The sequence below is a fragment of the Leisingera sp. S232 genome (assembly GCF_049800895.1).
In the GTDB taxonomy this organism is placed as follows: domain Bacteria; phylum Pseudomonadota; class Alphaproteobacteria; order Rhodobacterales; family Rhodobacteraceae; genus Leisingera.
In genome coordinates this window covers 199,651-216,802 of record NZ_JBNAFX010000003.1, presented here as the reverse complement: position 1 = coordinate 216,802, position 17,152 = coordinate 199,651, and the positions used below count along the sequence as shown (strand labels likewise).

The following is a 17,152-nucleotide window of genomic DNA, read 5'->3' as shown; positions in this document are numbered from 1 at the left end:
TTTGAGAGAAAGCTGAGTTTTGGGGAGAACAAAACCGTGTCATCGCAACATTGCATTCTGATCGGAGCACCTGTCGACAGCGGCAAGCGCAGAGCGGGCTGCCTGATGGGGCCGGATGCCTATCGCACGGCAGGCATCACCGAAGCCCTGGAAAGCCTGGGCCATAGCGTCGAAGATTTGGGTAATTTAACACCGGACAGCCATGCGGAGGATGCAAATGACGAATTGGTCTATGGCCGCAACGAAACAATCGGCTGGACCTCCCGTCTGGCTCAGGCAGCAGAGGATGCGCTGACCCGCGGCACGCCGGTTTTTCTTGGCGGCGACCACTCTTTGTCGCTTGGATCCGTTGCCGGAGCCGCAAACCATGCAGCGAAGGTCGGCAGACCGCTGTTTGTTCTTTGGCTTGACGCGCATACTGACTTCCACACCCCGCATACCACCGACAGCGGCAATCTGCACGGCACGCCAGTAGGATACTTTACTGGGCGCAAGGGGTTCGAAGGCTTTCCTGATGTGAAAAATCCGGTTCCTCAAGAAAATATTTGCATGATCGGGCTGCGCTCCGTGGATTCACAGGAACGGTTGGCCTTGGAAGACAGCGCCATTCTGACTCACGACATGCGGCACATTGACGAAAACGGAATTGCCGGGCCGCTGAACCGATTCCTGGAACGGGTGGCACAGGCAAACGGCATGCTGCACGTTTCGCTGGATGTGGATTTCCTCGACCCATCTGTGGCCCCGGCAGTTGGAACAACCGTTCCCGGCGGTGCAACTGTCCGCGAAGGACATCTTGTTTGCGAGATCCTGCACGACTCCGGCTTGATGACTTCACTGGATCTGGTCGAGCTGAACCCCTTTCTCGACGAACGCGGCCGCACCGCCCATCTGATGGTCGACCTTTGCGCCTCGGCACTTGGCCGCCGTGTGTTTGACCGTCCGACCCGGAGCTATCAGTGAACAGCCTGCAACCTCTCTCTGCCGTCGCAAATTTCCAGGCGCCGTTTGCCATCGCGCCACAGGCCCATGAAAGGAAAATCGCATGACCCAGCCTTCGGACAAGGCCCTGGTGCCTTTTGTAAGCGTTGACAACATGATGCGCCTTATTCATCACGTTGGCATAGAACAGATTCTGCGCGATCTGGCAGATTATGTCGAAGCCGATTTCAAGCGCTGGGAACTGTTTGACAAGACCCCGCGTGTTGCCAGTCATTCTGACGTTGGTGTCATTGAGCTTATGCCAACTTCCGACGGGGAATCTTATGGCTTCAAATATGTGAATGGCCATCCCAAGAACACCTCAGAAGGTCTGCAAACTGTCACGGCTTTCGGCCTGCTGGCGGACGTCTATACCGGCTATCCCGTGCTGTTGACAGAAATGACCATTCTGACAGCGTTGCGCACTGCAGCGACTTCAGCTATGGCTGCTAAATATCTGGCGCCAAAGGGTGCAGATACAATGGCCATGATTGGAAATGGCGCCCAGTCAGAGTTCCAGACACTGGCTATGAAAGCAATCATCGGCCTCAAATCCGTACGTCTGTATGACAAGGATGCTGCAGCAACCGAGAAATGCGCCCGCAACCTCCAGGGATTGGGAATTGAAGTCGTGTCATGCAGGACGCCGGAAGAAGCCATTGAAGGCGCGCACATTCTCACAACCTGCACAGCCGACAAACAATGCGCAACAATTCTGACCGACAACATGGTTGGCAGCGGTGTCCATATCAACGCAATCGGCGGAGACTGCCCCGGCAAGACCGAGCTTGCTGCAGGCATTCTTACGCGTTCAGACGTTTTCGTCGAATACCCTCCACAAACCCGTATCGAAGGCGAGATCCAGCAGATGCCGGAAGACTTTGCTGTAACGGAACTGTGGGAAGTGATTACCGGCAAGACGCAAGGCAGGACCGGCGACCGTCAGATTACGCTATTCGACAGTGTCGGCTTTGCGATCGAGGACTTCTCAGCCTTGCGCTATATCCGAGATTGCATTAAGAACACCGGCTACTGCTTTGATCTGGATATGCTTGCGGACCCTGATGATCCCCGGGATCTGTTCGGAATGCTGCAACGCGCCAAGAGCTGAGTGTGGATATGCAAGGCGGTCCGTGAAAAAGGGGCCGCCAGCATCTCCGCCCGTTTTCGGACGGCTTTAGGAACCCGGCCTGACTGCAGTGTTCTTGAGGACCAGCACCGCTGGTCTGCCTCAACAACGCGCCCCGATGCAGACGCGGGATGGCCGGTTTTCGTAAAATGCCAATGGCTGCTTGACCTTGATCAAGCGTCCAGTTCGGTATCCCAGTACAAGAAGTCCATCCAGCTTTCGTGCAGATGGTTCGGCGGAAATTTCCGGCCTGTATTGCGCAATTCTTCTGCCCCCGGTCGCCGTGGCGGCTTGCGCAGCGACATTCCTGCCCGGTGCAGCGATTTGGACCCCTTCTTGAGATTGCAGGGACTGCAGGCTGCAACCACGTTTTCCCAGCTGGTCACCCCGCCGGCGGCGCGCGGCACCACGTGATCAAAGGTCAATTCCCCTTTGCTGCCGCAGTACTGACAGCAGAATTCGTCCCGTAGAAACAAATTAAAGCGCGTGAAGGCTACGCGCTTTTGAGGTTTCACATAATCTTTCAAAACCACCACAGAAGGTATTCGTATCACAGTGCTCGGACTGTGCACCACCTCATCGTATTCAGCAACGATGGCCACCCGGTCCAGCCAGGCGGCCTTCACCGCATCCTGCCAGGACCAAAGCGACAACGGGTAATACGACAGCGGCCGGTAATCCGCATTCAGCACCAGCGCGGGGTGCTGCTTGAGCGCCCCAGGAGATCTGACAAACTCTGCTCTGAAATCGCCATCCATTTTTGAACGTCTTCCTCGCCCTGATCTTCCGTTTCCCGGAACCAGAGCGGGGAACCCGCCCCAGCTTGTCTTTGACTATATATCGTGGTTGATGCCTGACAAGCCCCTATGACCCACAATATGTCGAGAGTTGGTTACGCTCGTTCCATGACAGGGCTGTGACAGTTATCCACAAGTCCGCTGCCTGCGTGGCTCTTGCACTGACAGTCTTGCCCGCATATTGCCCTGCCATGACTCGCCTGATCCGATTTAACAAACCCTATGATGTGCTGCCGCAATTCACGGATCGCGGCAGTCAGGACAGCCCGCGGGCCACGCTCAGCCAGTACATCGATTGTCCCGACGTCTATGCTGCCGGGCGCCTGGACCGCGACAGCGAAGGGTTGATGCTGCTGACAGACAATGGCCGCCTGCAATCCTGGATCACCGACCCCAAGCACAAAATGGACAAGACCTATTGGGTGCAGGTAGAAGGTGTTCCAAGCGAAGACGCACTCCGCCTGCTGGCCGAAGGCATTGATCTGAAAGACGGAAAGACCCTCCCTGCCCAAGTACAGCCTATTCCGGAACCGCCCGGTCTTTGGGCCCGCACCCCGCCAGTCAGGGTGCGCAAGACAGTTCCTGACAGCTGGATCTCGCTGACCATCCGCGAAGGCCGCAACCGGCAAGTTCGGCGGATGACAGCTGCCGTCGGCCATCCTACTCTGCGGCTGATCCGCTACAGCATTGGCACTTGGTCCCTGGACGGGCTGGGACAGGGCAGTTGGGAGGATCTGGAGCCGCCCCGGGTGCCCGGCCCACCCAAACCCTCGCAGAAGCCACCGCGCAGGCCCAAGAAGGCAGCCGGACGCCCGGCAAAAGGTGACAGGCCGCGCCGTCGCTGATACCCTGCTGTCATGCTGCCCAAAGCCCCTGCACCGCAAGCCATTCTTGAAGCCGCGCTCTATGTGGACGACCTAGACGCTGCAGAAGATTTTTATGGCGGCGTTCTGGGGCTAGAGTGCATTCAAAAAGTGGCAAACCGCCATGTATTCTTTCGATGCGGCCCTGCCGTCGTGCTCCTGTTCAATGCAACAGAAACAGTTAATCCACCCGGCAACCCACGCTTGCCGGTCCCTCCCCATGGCGCACAAGGCGCCGGGCATATCTGTTTTGCCCAGCCGCGCGATGCCTTGCTGGAAATGCGCGACCGGCTGCGCGCAGCGGGAGTTGAAATCGAGGCAGAGTTTGATTGGCCGCACGGGCCCCGGTCTGTTTACTTCCGGGACCCAGCTGGAAATTCAGTGGAGATAGCCGAGCCACATCTGTGGTCAGCCTGACCCGCGACTGGCTTATACCCCATATCTTTCAACTTATTACAGGCTCAACTTATCTCGCATATAGGCCAGCGCCACGCTCAATCCATCCGGCGCGATGCCATGGGCGGTGCCTTTCTGGATATGGGCAAACACATCCTGGAAACCCGCTTCCTGGAGGGCTTCTGCAGCTTCCGGCAGAGATTGCACCGGAACCACATCATCCTGATCCCCGTGCACCAGCAGCACCGGCATCTTCGAGACCGCCTCATCTTTCAGCAACTCCGGTTCCAGCAAGCGGCCAGAAAAGGCCACGATCCCGGCTATCGCATCCTCGCGCCGCGGTGCAACGTGAAGGCTCATCATGGTGCCCTGGCTGAAGCCAAACAAAGCCACCTGTTCCGGCAGAACGTCCTCGTCCACCATCAGAGCGTCAAGAAACGCGTTCAGATCCTCGACCGCGGCCTGCATGCCGCGCATGCTTTCTTCTTCCGAAGAGCCGTCGATCCACGGGATTGGGAACCACTGGAACCCCATCGGCGCACCGGCGCAGGCCTCCGGAGCGTCTGGCGCCACAAACAATGTATCCGGCAAGTGTTCACTCAGCGGATCAGCCAGCCCCAGCAGGTCCGCACCATTGGCCCCATAGCCATGCAGGAACACCACAACAGAGCGGGTTTCACCGGAGAGCGGCTCCTTGCGGCCGGCATTCAGTACACGAGTCATCGGATTCCTTCCCTGTCCTTCGCTACCCGGTAATAGGCCCACAGAATGCGCGCCGCAACCGAACGCCAAGGAGACCAGGCTTCTGCAATTTTCCGCATCTCACGCTCTTTCGGTCGGGCCGACAGATCAAACAGCACCCGTGCGGCCTCTTGCAAAGCCAGATCACCATGAGCGAACACATCTGCACGCCCCAGCGAAAACATCGCGTAAATCTCTGCGGTCCAGACACCAATGCCAGGCACTTCGATCAATGTTGCAATCACCTCTGCATCAGATGCAGTTCGTAACGCTTTGAAATCTATGCGTGCCTCTGCCAGTGCCCTCGCGTAACGGATTTTCTGACGGCTTAGACCTGCGGCCCTCAGATCCTCATCACTTGCCCACTGAATTTTGCGGGGGCCGGTCAGCTTGGCGTCCTTCATCCGTTTCCAGATTGCATTGGCAGAGGCCACGCTGACCTGTTGGCTGACGATGGCGCTAAGCAACTCAGAAAAACCTTCCGGCTTGCGCCGCAGAGGCAGCGGGCCGGTCAGCTCCAGCGCCAAGCCGAAACGACTGTCCTGTGCCGCCAGCCAATCGGCACCTTCCTGGACGCAATCGTCGCACTGGATAATCCGGCCCACGCCGGGCACAAACTTGTGTTGTTCTGACGCCACGTCACCACCTATAGCACCGGCAGCGTCTCAGCCTTCCGGCGCAGTAAGCGCCTTGCCCCGCCAGCCGTTCACCGCTACGCATCCCACATGAGCATGAGCATGACCACCCCCGGCGACGCGCTCGCCAAGAAAAACGTTGCCATCCTGGTGCTGGCACAGGCGATTCTTGGCGCTCAGATGCCAATGATCTTCATCGTTGGCGGTCTTGCGGGGCAATCGCTTGCGTCGAACCCCTGTTTCGCAACGTTGCCGATCTCGTTGATCGTCGGCGGGTCGATGCTGGCGGCCACGCCGGTCTCTGCCATCATGCAGCGGTGGGGCCGCCGCGCAGGATTCTTCACCGGCGCCGCCTTTGGCGCGGCTGGCGGGTTGGTTGGTGCCTATGGCTTGTATCTTGGCTCTTTCCCGGTCTTCTTGCTCGGCAGCTTGCTGACCGGCGTCTATATGAGCGCGCATGGTTTCTACCGGTTCGCAGCAGCCGATACCGCATCAGAAGCGTTCCGCCCCAAGGCGATCTCCTATGTGATGGCGGGTGGTCTCGCGGCCGCATTAATCGGCCCTCAGCTTGTCAAGCTCACCAGCCAAGCCTTTGTTATTCCTTTTCTTGGCACCTACATGGCGGTGATTGCTGTCAATGTTTTCGGGGCAACGCTGTTCCTGTTTCTGGACATACCCAAGCCGCCCGCACCCAGCCAAGACAGCCCCAAGGGCCGCAGCCGTCTTGAGCTGCTGCAAACCCCGGTCATTGCTGTCTCAGTTATCTGCGCGATGGTGTCCTATGCGCTGATGAATCTTGTGATGACATCCACTCCGCTGGCTGTTGTGGGCTGCGGATTTTCCAAGAACAACGCAGCTGATGTGGTGATGTTCCACGTTCTGGCGATGTATGTGCCGTCCTTCTTCACAGGTCACCTGATTGCCCGTTTCGGCGTAGAAAAGATCGTCGCCGCTGGTCTGATCATCCTAGCTGGCGCTGGCGCGGTTGCGCTGCACGGCGTTGAACTGGAAAATTTCTTTGCCGCACTGGTTCTTCTTGGCCTTGGCTGGAATTTTGGTTTCATTGGCGCAACCACCATGCTGGCTGGCGCCCATGACAGCCACGAGAAAGGCCGGATGCAAGGTCTCAATGATCTTCTGGTATTCGGAGGTGTCACTATGGCGTCACTGGCCTCTGGCGGTCTTATGAACTGTTCCGGAGGCAATCCGGTGCACGGCTGGAATGCCGTCAACATGGCCATGGCCCCGTTCCTGATGCTGGCTGGCGGCGCGCTTTTGTGGCTGGTGCTGCGCCCCAAGGAGACTTGAGACGTCCTGAGCTGCTATAACGAAGGCCCCAGAAGGATGCCCTGTCCCCGCTAAGCCGCGCTACCAGCGCCGGGTGACTGCCCGGCGCATCAACCCCGCCCGGCGCCGGAACTCGCTTTGACCCAGGGCGCCCTGCGCGACGCGCTCGGGCTCTCGGATTGCCTGCAGCAAAACCGCTTCCGCCTGCCAGCCGGACAGCAACGCTGCCCCCGCAGATTTCGAAACCTCGGCCCGCCGCCGGCGCGCTTCTTTTATACTTTTCAGACCCTTGCACGCCAAAGCTTGAACACCTTCCAGCGTACCGTCCAGCAGTGGAATGCGTTTCTGCGCTTCTAACTCTGGAATCGCCCGCAGCCAGTTGGCAACCCCGGCACCATACCCAAAGTCCCTGACTACGGCTTCCTCTGCCGCCCCCAAAGACGCCGCGGCCATCCACATCAGCGACCCACTGGTCCGGTTGATATAGCGGTCAAACGCCGCGTCATCCTCAAAGGGGTCCTTGTAGATGTCCCAGCGCCGCGCCTCTGCCATACCGTCAAAACAGATGGCCAGCTCTGGTGTCAGAAGCCGCGCCAGGGGCGTCGCAACATAATGGCGGCGGACCGGCTTGCCCTCTGCAATCTCCGCCCCGACATCACGCCACCATTGCACCCGCATTTCCGCAATCATGCTCTCTTGGCTGGCCCAGGGCGCCCGAGCCAGCTCGATGTTGAAAGCATAAAGTGCAAATAGCTGCGGCCTTGCCTGAACGGGGGCAGCCATCACAGCCAAAAACCGGTCAGGATCGCCCTTTTGCACCAGTTCCGCGCAGGCGGTCAGGTCCGCATCAAACAGCATCCACCTGCCCGTCATGGATCAGTTTCCAGCGGATTGCGTCCAGCAGCGCCTCAAACGAGGCGTCGATTATGTTCGCACTGACCCCAACGGTTGACCAGCGATGGCCCTGGCTGTCTTCACTGTCGATAATGACTCGGGTAACAGCCTCAGTGCCGCCTTGGGTGATCCGCACCTTGAAGTCGACAAGCCGCATGTCTTCCAATTGCACAGAATACCGCCCCAGGTCTTTGCTCAGCGCCCGTGCCAGAGCATTCACCGGGCCGCGGTCGCTGCCGGTTTCATCCAGTGATTCACTGACCGACAGGCGTTTTTCGCCATCAACCTTCACCACGACCACCGCCTCGGACAGGCTGACCATGCGGTTGTACTTGTTTTTGCGCCGCTCAACGGTGACCTTGTAGCGTTTTACCTCGAAGAATTCCGGCAGCTGTGCCAATTCCTTGCGCGCCAGCAGCTCAAACGAGGCCTGCGCCGTGTCATAGGAATAGCCTTCCGCCTCACGCTCCTTGATCCGCTCCAGAATCCGCGCCAAGGCCGGGTTGCCGTTGTCGACGCTCAGGCCTGCGTCCATCAGCCGCTTGCGCAGGTTCGACTGGCCGGCCTGGTTCGACATCGGGATTACCCGCGCATTGCCGACCGTGCCCGGCACGATGTGTTCATAAGTCGAAGGATCTTTCAAGATCGCGCTGGCGTGCAGCCCCGACTTATGCGCAAAGGCCGAGGCGCCGACATAGGCCGCTTGCCGAACCGGAACCCGGTTCAGAATATCGTCCAGCATGCGGCTGATCCGTGTCAGCCCCGCCAGCGCGTCCAGACTCACCCCGGTGTCGAACTGGCTGGCATAAGGCTCCTTCAGCAGCAGTGTCGGGATCAGCGCGGTCAGGTTTGCATTGCCGCAACGTTCCCCAAGTCCATTCAGCGTGCCCTGGATTTGCCGCGCTCCGGCATCCACCGCCGCCAAGGAGCAAGCTACGGCGTTTTCTGTGTCATTATGGGTGTGTATGCCGAGTTTCTCACCTGGAATGCCTGCCGCTACTACTTCGCGGACAATCCGATGAACCTCTGCCGGTAACGCGCCGCCATTGGTATCGCACAGCACCACCCAGCGCGCCCCGGCTTCAAGTGCCTCGCGGCAAGCCGCCAGTGCATATTCCGGGTTGTCCTTGTAGCCGTCAAAGAAATGCTCGGCGTCAAACAGCGCCTCACGACCCTGCGCCGCAATATGGGCGACCGAGGCCCGGATATTGCCCAGGTTTTCTTCCAGCGTGATCCCAAGCGCATGGGTCACATGGTAATCGTGGCTCTTGCCGACCAGGCAAACAGCCGGGGTGCCGGCGTTCATCACTGCCGCCAGAACATCATCGTTTTCAGCCGACCGCCCGGCCCGTTTGGTCATACCAAAAGCGGTCATCGTCGCACGCGTTTCCGGAGCTTCTCCGAAAAACGCACTGTCGGTCGGATTGGCCCCAGGCCAGCCACCTTCGATGTAGTCAATTCCCAGTGCATCCAGCGCCAGGGAAATCTGCTTCTTCTCGGCAGTAGAGAACTGCACCCCCTGGGTCTGCTGCCCGTCCCGCAGGGTGGTGTCGTAAAGATAAAGGCGTTCTTTGGCCATCAAAGCTCCTCCAGCTTAGCCGGGTCAAAACCCGTACCCGGCACCAGCTCCACACCGGCCTTGCTCATTCGTACTTCCAGGCCAGCTGCAACAAAGGCTGCTTTCAGTTGATCAACTGCCGAGAAGTCTTTGCTTTCCATGGCTTTCTGACGCGCCTCGAACAGCTGCGCCTCGTATCTAGACAAATCAACAGAAGTTGCCGCAGCCCAGGCGCCCATTTCTCCGGTCAGCAGACCCAGCATTTGCGCAGATGCAAGTAGGTCGGCAGCATTTCCAGCCGCGTACAGCTTGTGCAGTTCTGCAATGGCACCAGCTGAATTGAGATCATCCGCCAGCGCATCCAGAACCGCGGCAGCAGCGCTGGACGCGGGTTCGATGCCCGCGGTCAGCGCACGCCACTTGCGCAGCGTCGCCTCAGCCTCCTTGGCCTTCTTGTCAGTCCAGTCCATCGGCTTGCGGTAATGCGTCTGCAGGAACACCAGCCGGATCACCTCTCCCGGATAACCCTGATCCAGCAGGTCACGCACGGTGAAGAAATTGCCCAGGCTCTTGGACATCTTCTTGCCTTCTACCTGCAGCATCTCGTTGTGCAGCCAGTATCTTGCAAAGCTGTCATCACCATTTGCACAGCAGCTTTGCGCAATTTCATTCTCATGATGGGGGAACATCAGGTCATTTCCGCCACCGTGAATGTCAAAGGTTTCGCCCAGCAATTCATAAGACATGGCCGAACATTCAATATGCCAACCCGGCCGGCCGCGGCCCCAGGGGCTGTCCCAGCCCGGCAAATCATCACTTGAGGGCTTCCACAGAACAAAATCCATTGGATTTTTCTTGTAAGGGGCGACTTCAACCCGGGCGCCGGCAATCATGTCGTCAACCGAGCGGCCCGACAATTTTCCGTACAGCGTTTTCCAGCTGTCGACGGCAAAGAGCACATGGCCTTCCGCGGCATAGGCGTGGCCCTTGGCGATCAGATCTTCGATCATTGCCACCATTTGCGGAATATACTGGGTCGCCCGCGGCATATGGTTCGGCTCCAGCGCGCCAAGCGCGCCCATGTCATCAAGGAACCATTGCACCGTCTCGGCAGTGATGTCACCGATTGGCCGTCCGCTTTCTGCAGCACGGGTGTTTATCTTGTCATCCACGTCTGTGAAGTTGCGGGCGTAAGTCACTGCATTAGGTCCATAAACCTCACGCAGAAGTCGGTAAAGAACATCGAACACCACCACCGGACGCGCATTGCCCAGATGCGCCCGGTCGTAAACCGTGGGTCCGCAGACATACATCCGAACATTCTCGGCATTGATCGGCGCAAAGACCTCTTTCTTACGGGTCTTCGTGTTCTGCAGCTTGATCACTCTGTCTTTGGTTCCCATGCCCGGTTCCTTTCGCACGCCCAGCCAAAACGGCAGGCACTACCCAATGCGCACAGCGCGGGCTTAGCAACTTGTCAGAGAAATGAAAACGACAGAAACCAGCCCGCTGAAATGTCAGCAGGTAATGCAGCAAGTAATGGTGGTGCCATTCTGGTTCATAAAGGCTGCTTAACATGGGCCCGCCGCAGCGCCAAGCCTTTTGGCAGCCATTAGGCAGCAGAGACCGCCCCGCCAGCCTTGGGCACTGACCGGGCGGCCGACGGCGCGGCGGAACAGGAGTGCCGCGCCGTTGCCAGTGTGTGTTTAGAACTTGAAGGATGCGCGCAGGGAAACAGAGGTGGCATCAGCGCCGACGCCGGACGAACCGAACTGGTCAAAGTCATGTTCCAGCACTTCACCGCCGACCTGCCATTGATCTGTCACCTGGTAAGCTACGCCGACGCCGTAAAAGTCGCCGGTTTCACTGCCCAGCGAGCTGTCAGCTTCGGCGACACCGCCGGTCACATAGGCCAGCACCCTGCCAAAGTCATAGCCTGCCTTTACCTTGGCACGTGCAACCGAGTCGACAGTGGCACCGCCACCCAGGTCCAGATCGGTTGCGTCATAGTCTAGCTCGCCACCAAGTACAAAGCGGCCAAAATCATAATTATATCCGCCGTGGATACCATAAGCGGCATCATCCCCAGACGCACCATTGCTGGCATCTGCGTCCAACTGGCCGATCTGGCCACCCAGATAAAATCCGGTCCAATCGCCGCCTTCATTTACCACCACTGGCGCCGGGGTCGGCGCTGGTTCGACGGCCGGCTCAACCAGATTGCCGGCGAAAGCCGCACTGCCCATAATGGTTGCGATGGCTGTCATAGCTACGAAACGAGTCATTCTGACTTCTCCTTTTGCAGTCCCGGCGCAGTCGATGCGCCGTTGATGCTTACAAAAGGGCTAGGCAGGTCAGTTACCAGTGCCGCACGGCTCACAGCCCCTGAATTGGCAGTGACTGGCCGAAATCCCGGTCCAGCCCGCGCCTTTCCGCCGGGCACCACAGGCGAATTATTGCCAAGTGATTGAAATCGATCCTGCTTTCCCTACTGGAGCCGAAAACCAAGCGCAGCGCAGCAGCTAGAAACGGAATGCAGCGCTCACAGCCAAGGTTTCACCGCGTGGGCTTGCGCTCCCGTCCTTGGGGCCGACCTCATAGTGCAACAGCTCCCCGGTCAGCTGCAATGCGCGGTTCAGGGACACCTGCATTCCGAAACCGAACAGCGCCCCATGACGCCGCCCTTGCGATGCTTCCGCCTGCATCCGTCCCACCGTGACAAAGCCAGTGGCAGGACCAAAGTCGTAACCTGCATGAAGCCGCAGTTCATGTGTCTGTTCAGCCTGAACTGCGCGCGTCAGAGGACCGTTCTGACCGGTTGCTAGGCTGCCGCCCACCACCAATCCATCTGCCTCATGACTATACCGGATCTCAAACGACTGAGCTGCACCACCTGAGGCCTTTTGCACATCCCGCGGATAAAGGCCCAAAAGCGTTTGCCCGCCCTCTTCAGTCAGTCCGGGCTGCCCCTGGAAAAAAGTCATGAAAAGCACCACAGAGAGTGTTTGGCAGAGTTTGGTCATCCTAACCATCGGCATGTGGCTGTGCCTTCTTTCAATGCACCTCTCAGCGCGCCATCCCCCAACACCCTCAGGATCCGCAATAATGCTTAATATTTCGTTCCCACAGCCAGACTGCCAATTCCCAAGCGAGGCCGAAACCGTAAAAAATGCCGACCGCCCCAGTAAAAACGCTATAATTTAGTAAACCCTCTTTGCTTTGACAGAGAAATTGCCCTCGGTGAAAAAATTGTCGCATTTTTCACTCAGGTCGCTATCGTGATAGAAACTTCGCAAACGCATGCCACACTGCCGGAAAGTCACAGGAGACCGCATGCAAGAAGAACGCAGCCTTCTCAGCCTCATCTGCCGCACGATCGGTGCGGCGCGGGGCCGTGCAGCCAGGGGTCGGCCGCAAAGAATTGAAATACCTCATTTCTTTGCAAATCTCTCCTGAAAGGCCCCTTTGAATGAACGACCAAGCCACCACCACCCGCGCAGCTCGCAGCGGCGGCCGTAATGCACGCCGGGCAGCCCGCGCCGCTGCTCTGCCGGAGCATCTGCGTCCGGTCCGTCCCGGCATGGAATCAACCGCGCTGAAACTTCTCAGCCAGACAGACATGGAAAAGATCCACCAGGCCGCGCTCACAGCTCTGGAAGAAATCGGTCTTGCTGACGCCCCTCCAAGCGGCATCGACTATCTCACAGCTGCCGGCTGTACGCTTGGCGATGATGGCCGCATCCGGTTCCCCCGCGCGCTGGTCGAGGACACCATTGCCAAGGCAAACCGCTCTGTGACGCTGTTCAGCCGTGACGGCAAGAACGACCTGCAACTGTCCGGCGGACGCGTGCACTACGGCACTGCGGGTGCAGCTGTCAGCGTGGTAGATGTGAACGGCCGCGAGTACCGCGATTCCACCGTGCAGGATCTGCATGACGCCGCCCGCATCTGCGACCAGCTGGACAACATCCACTTTGTCCAGCGCCCGATGGTCTGCCGCGACATTCCTGACAACCTTGAAATGGATTTGAACTCCATTTACGCCACCACCGCCGGTACCAGCAAACACGTTGGCGTCTCTTTCACTGAGCCGGACTTTGTGAAACACGGCCTTGAACTGTTGCACATGATTGCTGGCGGTGAAGACAAGTGGCGCGAACGTCCCTTTGTGTCGAACTCCAACTGCTTCGTCGTTCCGCCGCTGAAATTCGCAACCGAATCTTGCGAAGTGATGGAAGAATGCATCAAGGGCGGCATGCCTGTGCTGCTGCTGTCGGCTGGCATGGCCGGCGCAACAGCGCCTTCCACCATTGCCGGGGCGATCGCTCAGGCTGTTGCAGAATGTCTTGCAGGGCTGGTTTACGTAAACGCCGTAAAGCCTGGCGCTCCCGCGATTTTCGGCACTTGGCCCTTCGGGCTGGACCTGCGCACAGGCGCAATGTCGGTTGGCTCAGGCGAACAGGCGCTTCTGTCCGCAGGATGCGCACAGATGCACAAGTTCTACAATCTTCCTGGTGGCGCAGCTGCTGGTGCCTCGGATTCCAAATTGCCGGATATGCAAGCTGGCTGGGAGCAAATGTGCTCTGCGGTGATGGCCGGCCTTTCCGGTCTGAACATGGTCTATGAAGCGGCCGGAATGCATGCGTCGCTGCTGGGGTTCTGCCTGGAATCGTTGATCTTGGACAATGATCTGCTCGGCCAGGCTCAGCGTTGCGTCCGCGGCATCGAAGTCAATGACGAAACTCTGGCGCTCGACCAGATGCGGGCCACCTGCCTGGAGGGCCCCGGCCACTATCTGGGGACAGATCAGACCCTCAGCCGGATGCAAGTGGACTACGTTTATCCCGCTCTTGGCGACCGCACCTCGCCCAAAGAATGGGCGGAGCTGGAAAAACCCGACTTGATTGCCAAAGCCACAGCAAAAAAGGAGGAAATCCTGTCCCAGCGCGCTGTTGCACGGTTTGATGCTGAAACAGACATGGCGATCCGCAATAAATTCAACATTCACCTGCCCGCCTAACTCAGACTGGCAGCTGTTCCTAACGGGCCGGATTTTCCGGCCCGTTTTCTTGTCCTGTTCTGAGACATATTTTCAGCGACAGACTTAAGCGCTCTTCCTGTTTACCTATTGCACTTCACAACAGGTTAAGGCATTGTAAACGAACGCATTTATGCAAATTTCCAGCGCCAAATCACAGGGCGGCCTTGCATTTCAAGACGTGCATCCATGCAAATTAGACTTTGCAAAACCGCAAGCCGACCACGGAACACCGAAATCACGCTGCATTCAATTTGCAATAATGCCAGGGTAGAAGCGCCAAGGTGCCAGGAAGTAACGCCTTGCGTTTTCACAAAGCATGATGGCGAAAATCGGCGACTAGACCTGAACTACCGCTGGCTTGCAGACCTGCGTTAACCGGGTTTCAAGCACACAAAGCAAGCGGAGCAGAGGTTTCACGGCTCCCGCTTCCTTCGCATGTGAACATCTCCAACGGCTTGTTACATTGATTTCAGTTACAGAACAGCGGGTTGATCCTTTGCGAAATCACCTGAATGAATATCCGCATCAGTTTCGCAAAACAATTTTGCAAAAATGCAGCGTGGCGCATTACTCCGCGCTGCTGAATGTGTTTCAGAAGAACGCCTGCAATCCGGTCTGGGCCCGGCCCAGGATCAGTGCATGAACGTCATGTGTGCCCTCATAGGTGTTCACAGTCTCCAGGTTCACCATGTGCCGGATCACATCGAACTCGAGGCTGATGCCGTTGCCGCCGTGCATATCACGTGACATCCGCGCGATTTCCAATGCCTTGCCGCAGTTGTTGCGCTTGATGATAGACACCATCTCCGGTGCTGCATTGGCTTCGTCCATCAGGCGTCCAACCCGCAACGAGGCCTGCAAACCCAGGGTGATTTCTGTTTGCATGTTTGCCAACTTCAGCTGGAACAGCTGGGTGTTTGCCAGCGGACGGCCAAACTGGCTACGGTCCAGCCCGTATTGGCGCGCGGCGTGCCAGCAGGCCTCTGCGGCCCCCATCGCCCCCCAGCTGATACCGTAGCGCGCGCGGTTCAAACAGCCAAACGGCCCCTTCAACCCTTCGACATGCGGCAGCAGCGCCTCTTCTCCAACTTCGACGCCATCCAGTACGATCTCGCCGGTGACAGAGGCGCGCAAGGAAGCCTTATTCTCGATTTTCGGCGCACTCAGGCCCTTCAGCCCCTTGTCCAGGACAAAGCCCCGGATCTTGCCGCCATGTGCTTCGGACTTTGCCCAGACCACAAAAACATCCGCTATCGGAGCATTCGAGATCCACATCTTTGATCCCGTAAGCCGATATCCACCATCAGTTTTCTCGGCTCGGGTCTTCATGCCAGCAGGATCAGAACCCGCATCTGGTTCCGTCAAGCCGAAGCAGCCGATCCATTCGCCGGTCGCCAGTTTGGGCAGGTATTTCTGACGCTGTTCTTCGCTGCCGTATGCGTAAATAGGATACATGACCAGCGAGCTTTGCACTGACATCATAGAGCGGTAGCCGCTGTCGACACGCTCCACTTCGCGCGCCACTAGACCATAAGACACATAACCACCGCCGAGGCCGCCGTACTGCTCAGGAATCGTGGTGCCAAGGAGGCCCATCTCCCCCATCTCACGGAAAATCTCCGGGTCAGTTTCTTCATTTTCATAGGCGCTTAGCACGCGCGGTTGAAGTTTCTCCTGCGCATAAGCACGGGCAGAGGCAGAGATCATCCGCTCGTCTTCACTCAACTGGTCTTCCAGCCGCAGGGGGTCTTCCCAGTTGAAACGGCCCAGATCCGGGGCATCTTTGGCGCGCAATTCAGGTTTGCCGGTCATATTGTCACCTCAGTGATTTACGATTTGGCCAAACCCTAACGGGAGGTGAACGGAAAAAACAGCGAGACTTTGGCAACAAAGCATGACAAAAACTCATACATGTCTGTGTCACGAAAGTTCTTCCCTTCAATATCCTCCCTGCGCGCCCTGGAGGCGCTGGACCGGCTTGGCAGCGCCTCAGCCGCCGCCGATGAACTGGCGCTGACACAAGGCGCGGTCAGCCGCCAGCTGCAAACGTTGGAAAGACAATTGGGGATGGAACTGGTGCAGAGAGACCAGAAACGGCTGACCCTGACGACAGAGGCCCAGGATTATGCTGCTGAGATCCGTCAGGCCTTAAACCTGATCGTGCAATCCACTCTGCGCCTGCAATCTGCACCGCTGGCGGGAACTCTTAATCTGGCCATTCTGCCGACCTTTGGCATGCGCTGGCTGATGCCGCGGCTGCCGGAGTTTGCCCGGCTGCATCCGGATGTGACTATCAACATGGCAACCCGGCTTGAACCGTTTAACTTTGATGCTGAACCTTTTGATGCAGCGATACATTTTGGAGATGCGTCCTGGCCTGGAACGCAATCTCTGCTGCTGAAGCACGAACAGCTTCTTCCAGTCTGCGCTCCACAACTTCTGGAAGGACGCAGGGTTGATGAGCCGAAGGACATTTTAAGACTGCCGCTGCTGCACATCCAGACCCGGACAACCGCCTGGCAGGATTGGTTCGCGCGGCAAGAAATCGCGGCTGAGGCAGATTTGAGCGGCACGATCTATGACCAATTCGCAACCATCACTCAGGCAGCATTGCATGGGCTGGGGGTCGCCCTAATGCCAGATTACCTGGTGGAGCAGGATCTGGCCACGGGCCGCCTGGTGGCACTATACGCAGAGCCAGTGGAGACTGATGGCGCCTATTATCTGGTCTGGCCGGATCGCAAATCCAACACGCCGGCCCTGATGAAATTCCGCAGCTGGCTGGCCGGCAAAGCCCAGCCCGAGGATCCGCTGCCACGGTGAATCCAGC

General features: G+C 58.1%; 16 protein-coding genes. 7 read left to right on the top strand and 9 right to left on the bottom strand.

The window, feature by feature from the left end:
• Nucleotides 1–36: 36 nt before the first annotated feature.
• The gene (gene rocF, locus ACP151_RS03905) at nt 37–963 is read left to right on the top strand and encodes an arginase (RefSeq protein ID WP_424977547.1); all 927 of its coding nucleotides are present in this window, start codon (nt 37–39) and stop codon (nt 961–963) included.
• A gap of 82 nt (nt 964–1,045) precedes the next feature.
• A complete protein-coding gene (locus ACP151_RS03900) occupies nt 1,046–2,092 on the top strand; it encodes an ornithine cyclodeaminase (RefSeq protein WP_424977546.1) in 1,047 nt (348 codons plus the stop codon).
• A 191-nt stretch (nt 2,093–2,283) separates the two neighbouring features.
• Here the strand turns inward: ACP151_RS03900 and ACP151_RS03895 are convergent, their stop codons facing one another.
• Nucleotides 2,284–2,868, bottom strand: a complete 585-nt coding sequence (locus ACP151_RS03895; protein ID WP_424977545.1) for an HNH endonuclease — start codon at nt 2,866–2,868, stop codon at nt 2,284–2,286.
• 230 nt (nt 2,869–3,098) lie between these two features.
• On the opposite strand from ACP151_RS03895, the gene ACP151_RS03890 reads away from it, so the two are divergent.
• The gene (locus tag ACP151_RS03890) at nt 3,099–3,752 is read left to right on the top strand and encodes a pseudouridine synthase (RefSeq protein WP_424977544.1); all 654 of its coding nucleotides are present in this window, start codon (nt 3,099–3,101) and stop codon (nt 3,750–3,752) included.
• 12 nt (nt 3,753–3,764) lie between these two features.
• Nucleotides 3,765–4,187: a VOC family protein gene (locus tag ACP151_RS03885; protein WP_424977543.1), complete on the top strand. Its 423-nt coding sequence runs from the start codon at nt 3,765–3,767 to the stop codon at nt 4,185–4,187.
• 36 nt (nt 4,188–4,223) lie between these two features.
• Here ACP151_RS03885 and ACP151_RS03880 read toward each other — a convergent pair whose 3' ends face one another.
• Nucleotides 4,224–4,889, bottom strand: a complete 666-nt coding sequence (locus tag ACP151_RS03880; RefSeq protein ID WP_424977542.1) for an alpha/beta hydrolase — start codon at nt 4,887–4,889, stop codon at nt 4,224–4,226.
• The gene (locus tag ACP151_RS03875; protein ID WP_424977541.1) at nt 4,886–5,545 is read right to left on the bottom strand and encodes a DNA-3-methyladenine glycosylase family protein; all 660 of its coding nucleotides are present in this window, start codon (nt 5,543–5,545) and stop codon (nt 4,886–4,888) included. The genes ACP151_RS03880 and ACP151_RS03875 overlap by 4 nt, the downstream gene beginning before the upstream one ends.
• Nucleotides 5,546–5,632: 87 nt before the next feature.
• On the opposite strand from ACP151_RS03875, the gene ACP151_RS03870 reads away from it, so the two are divergent.
• Complete coding sequence (locus tag ACP151_RS03870; protein ID WP_424977540.1) at nt 5,633–6,850, top strand: MFS transporter; 1,218 nt, start codon at nt 5,633–5,635, stop codon at nt 6,848–6,850.
• 60 nt (nt 6,851–6,910) lie between these two features.
• On the opposite strand, the gene ACP151_RS03865 is transcribed toward ACP151_RS03870, so the two are convergent.
• From ACP151_RS03865 to ACP151_RS03845, 5 genes are all read right to left on the bottom strand, one after another.
• Nucleotides 6,911–7,687 (bottom strand): squalene/phytoene synthase family protein, encoded by a 777-nt coding sequence (locus tag ACP151_RS03865; protein ID WP_424977601.1) that lies wholly within the window; start codon nt 7,685–7,687, stop codon nt 6,911–6,913.
• On the bottom strand, nt 7,677–9,302 hold the full coding sequence (cimA, locus tag ACP151_RS03860) for a citramalate synthase (protein WP_424977539.1): 1,626 nt from the start codon (nt 9,300–9,302) through the stop codon (nt 7,677–7,679). The genes ACP151_RS03865 and cimA overlap by 11 nt, the downstream gene beginning before the upstream one ends.
• Nucleotides 9,302–10,684 carry a cysteine--tRNA ligase gene (gene cysS, locus ACP151_RS03855; RefSeq protein WP_424977538.1) on the bottom strand — a complete coding sequence of 461 codons (1,383 nt, stop codon included), beginning with the start codon at nt 10,682–10,684 and terminating at the stop codon, nt 9,302–9,304. The genes cimA and cysS overlap by 1 nt, the downstream gene beginning before the upstream one ends.
• A gap of 303 nt (nt 10,685–10,987) precedes the next feature.
• A complete protein-coding gene (locus ACP151_RS03850; protein WP_424977537.1) occupies nt 10,988–11,566 on the bottom strand; it encodes an outer membrane protein in 579 nt (192 codons plus the stop codon).
• Nucleotides 11,567–11,803: 237 nt separating this feature from the next.
• Nucleotides 11,804–12,265: a hypothetical protein gene (locus ACP151_RS03845; RefSeq protein ID WP_424977536.1), complete on the bottom strand. Its 462-nt coding sequence runs from the start codon at nt 12,263–12,265 to the stop codon at nt 11,804–11,806.
• Between the two features lie 485 nt (nt 12,266–12,750).
• On the opposite strand from ACP151_RS03845, the gene ACP151_RS03840 reads away from it, so the two are divergent.
• The gene (locus tag ACP151_RS03840) at nt 12,751–14,301 is read left to right on the top strand and encodes a trimethylamine methyltransferase family protein (protein WP_424977535.1); all 1,551 of its coding nucleotides are present in this window, start codon (nt 12,751–12,753) and stop codon (nt 14,299–14,301) included.
• A gap of 612 nt (nt 14,302–14,913) precedes the next feature.
• Here the strand turns inward: ACP151_RS03840 and ACP151_RS03835 are convergent.
• Nucleotides 14,914–16,134, bottom strand: coding sequence for an acyl-CoA dehydrogenase (locus ACP151_RS03835; protein ID WP_424977534.1), 1,221 nt, complete (start codon nt 16,132–16,134; stop codon nt 14,914–14,916).
• Nucleotides 16,135–16,233: 99 nt separating this feature from the next.
• Here ACP151_RS03835 and ACP151_RS03830 point away from each other — a divergent pair, with 99 nt between their 5' ends.
• On the top strand, nt 16,234–17,145 hold the full coding sequence (locus tag ACP151_RS03830; protein WP_424977533.1) for a LysR substrate-binding domain-containing protein: 912 nt from the start codon (nt 16,234–16,236) through the stop codon (nt 17,143–17,145).
• The last annotated feature ends 7 nt before the right edge of the window (nt 17,146–17,152 follow it).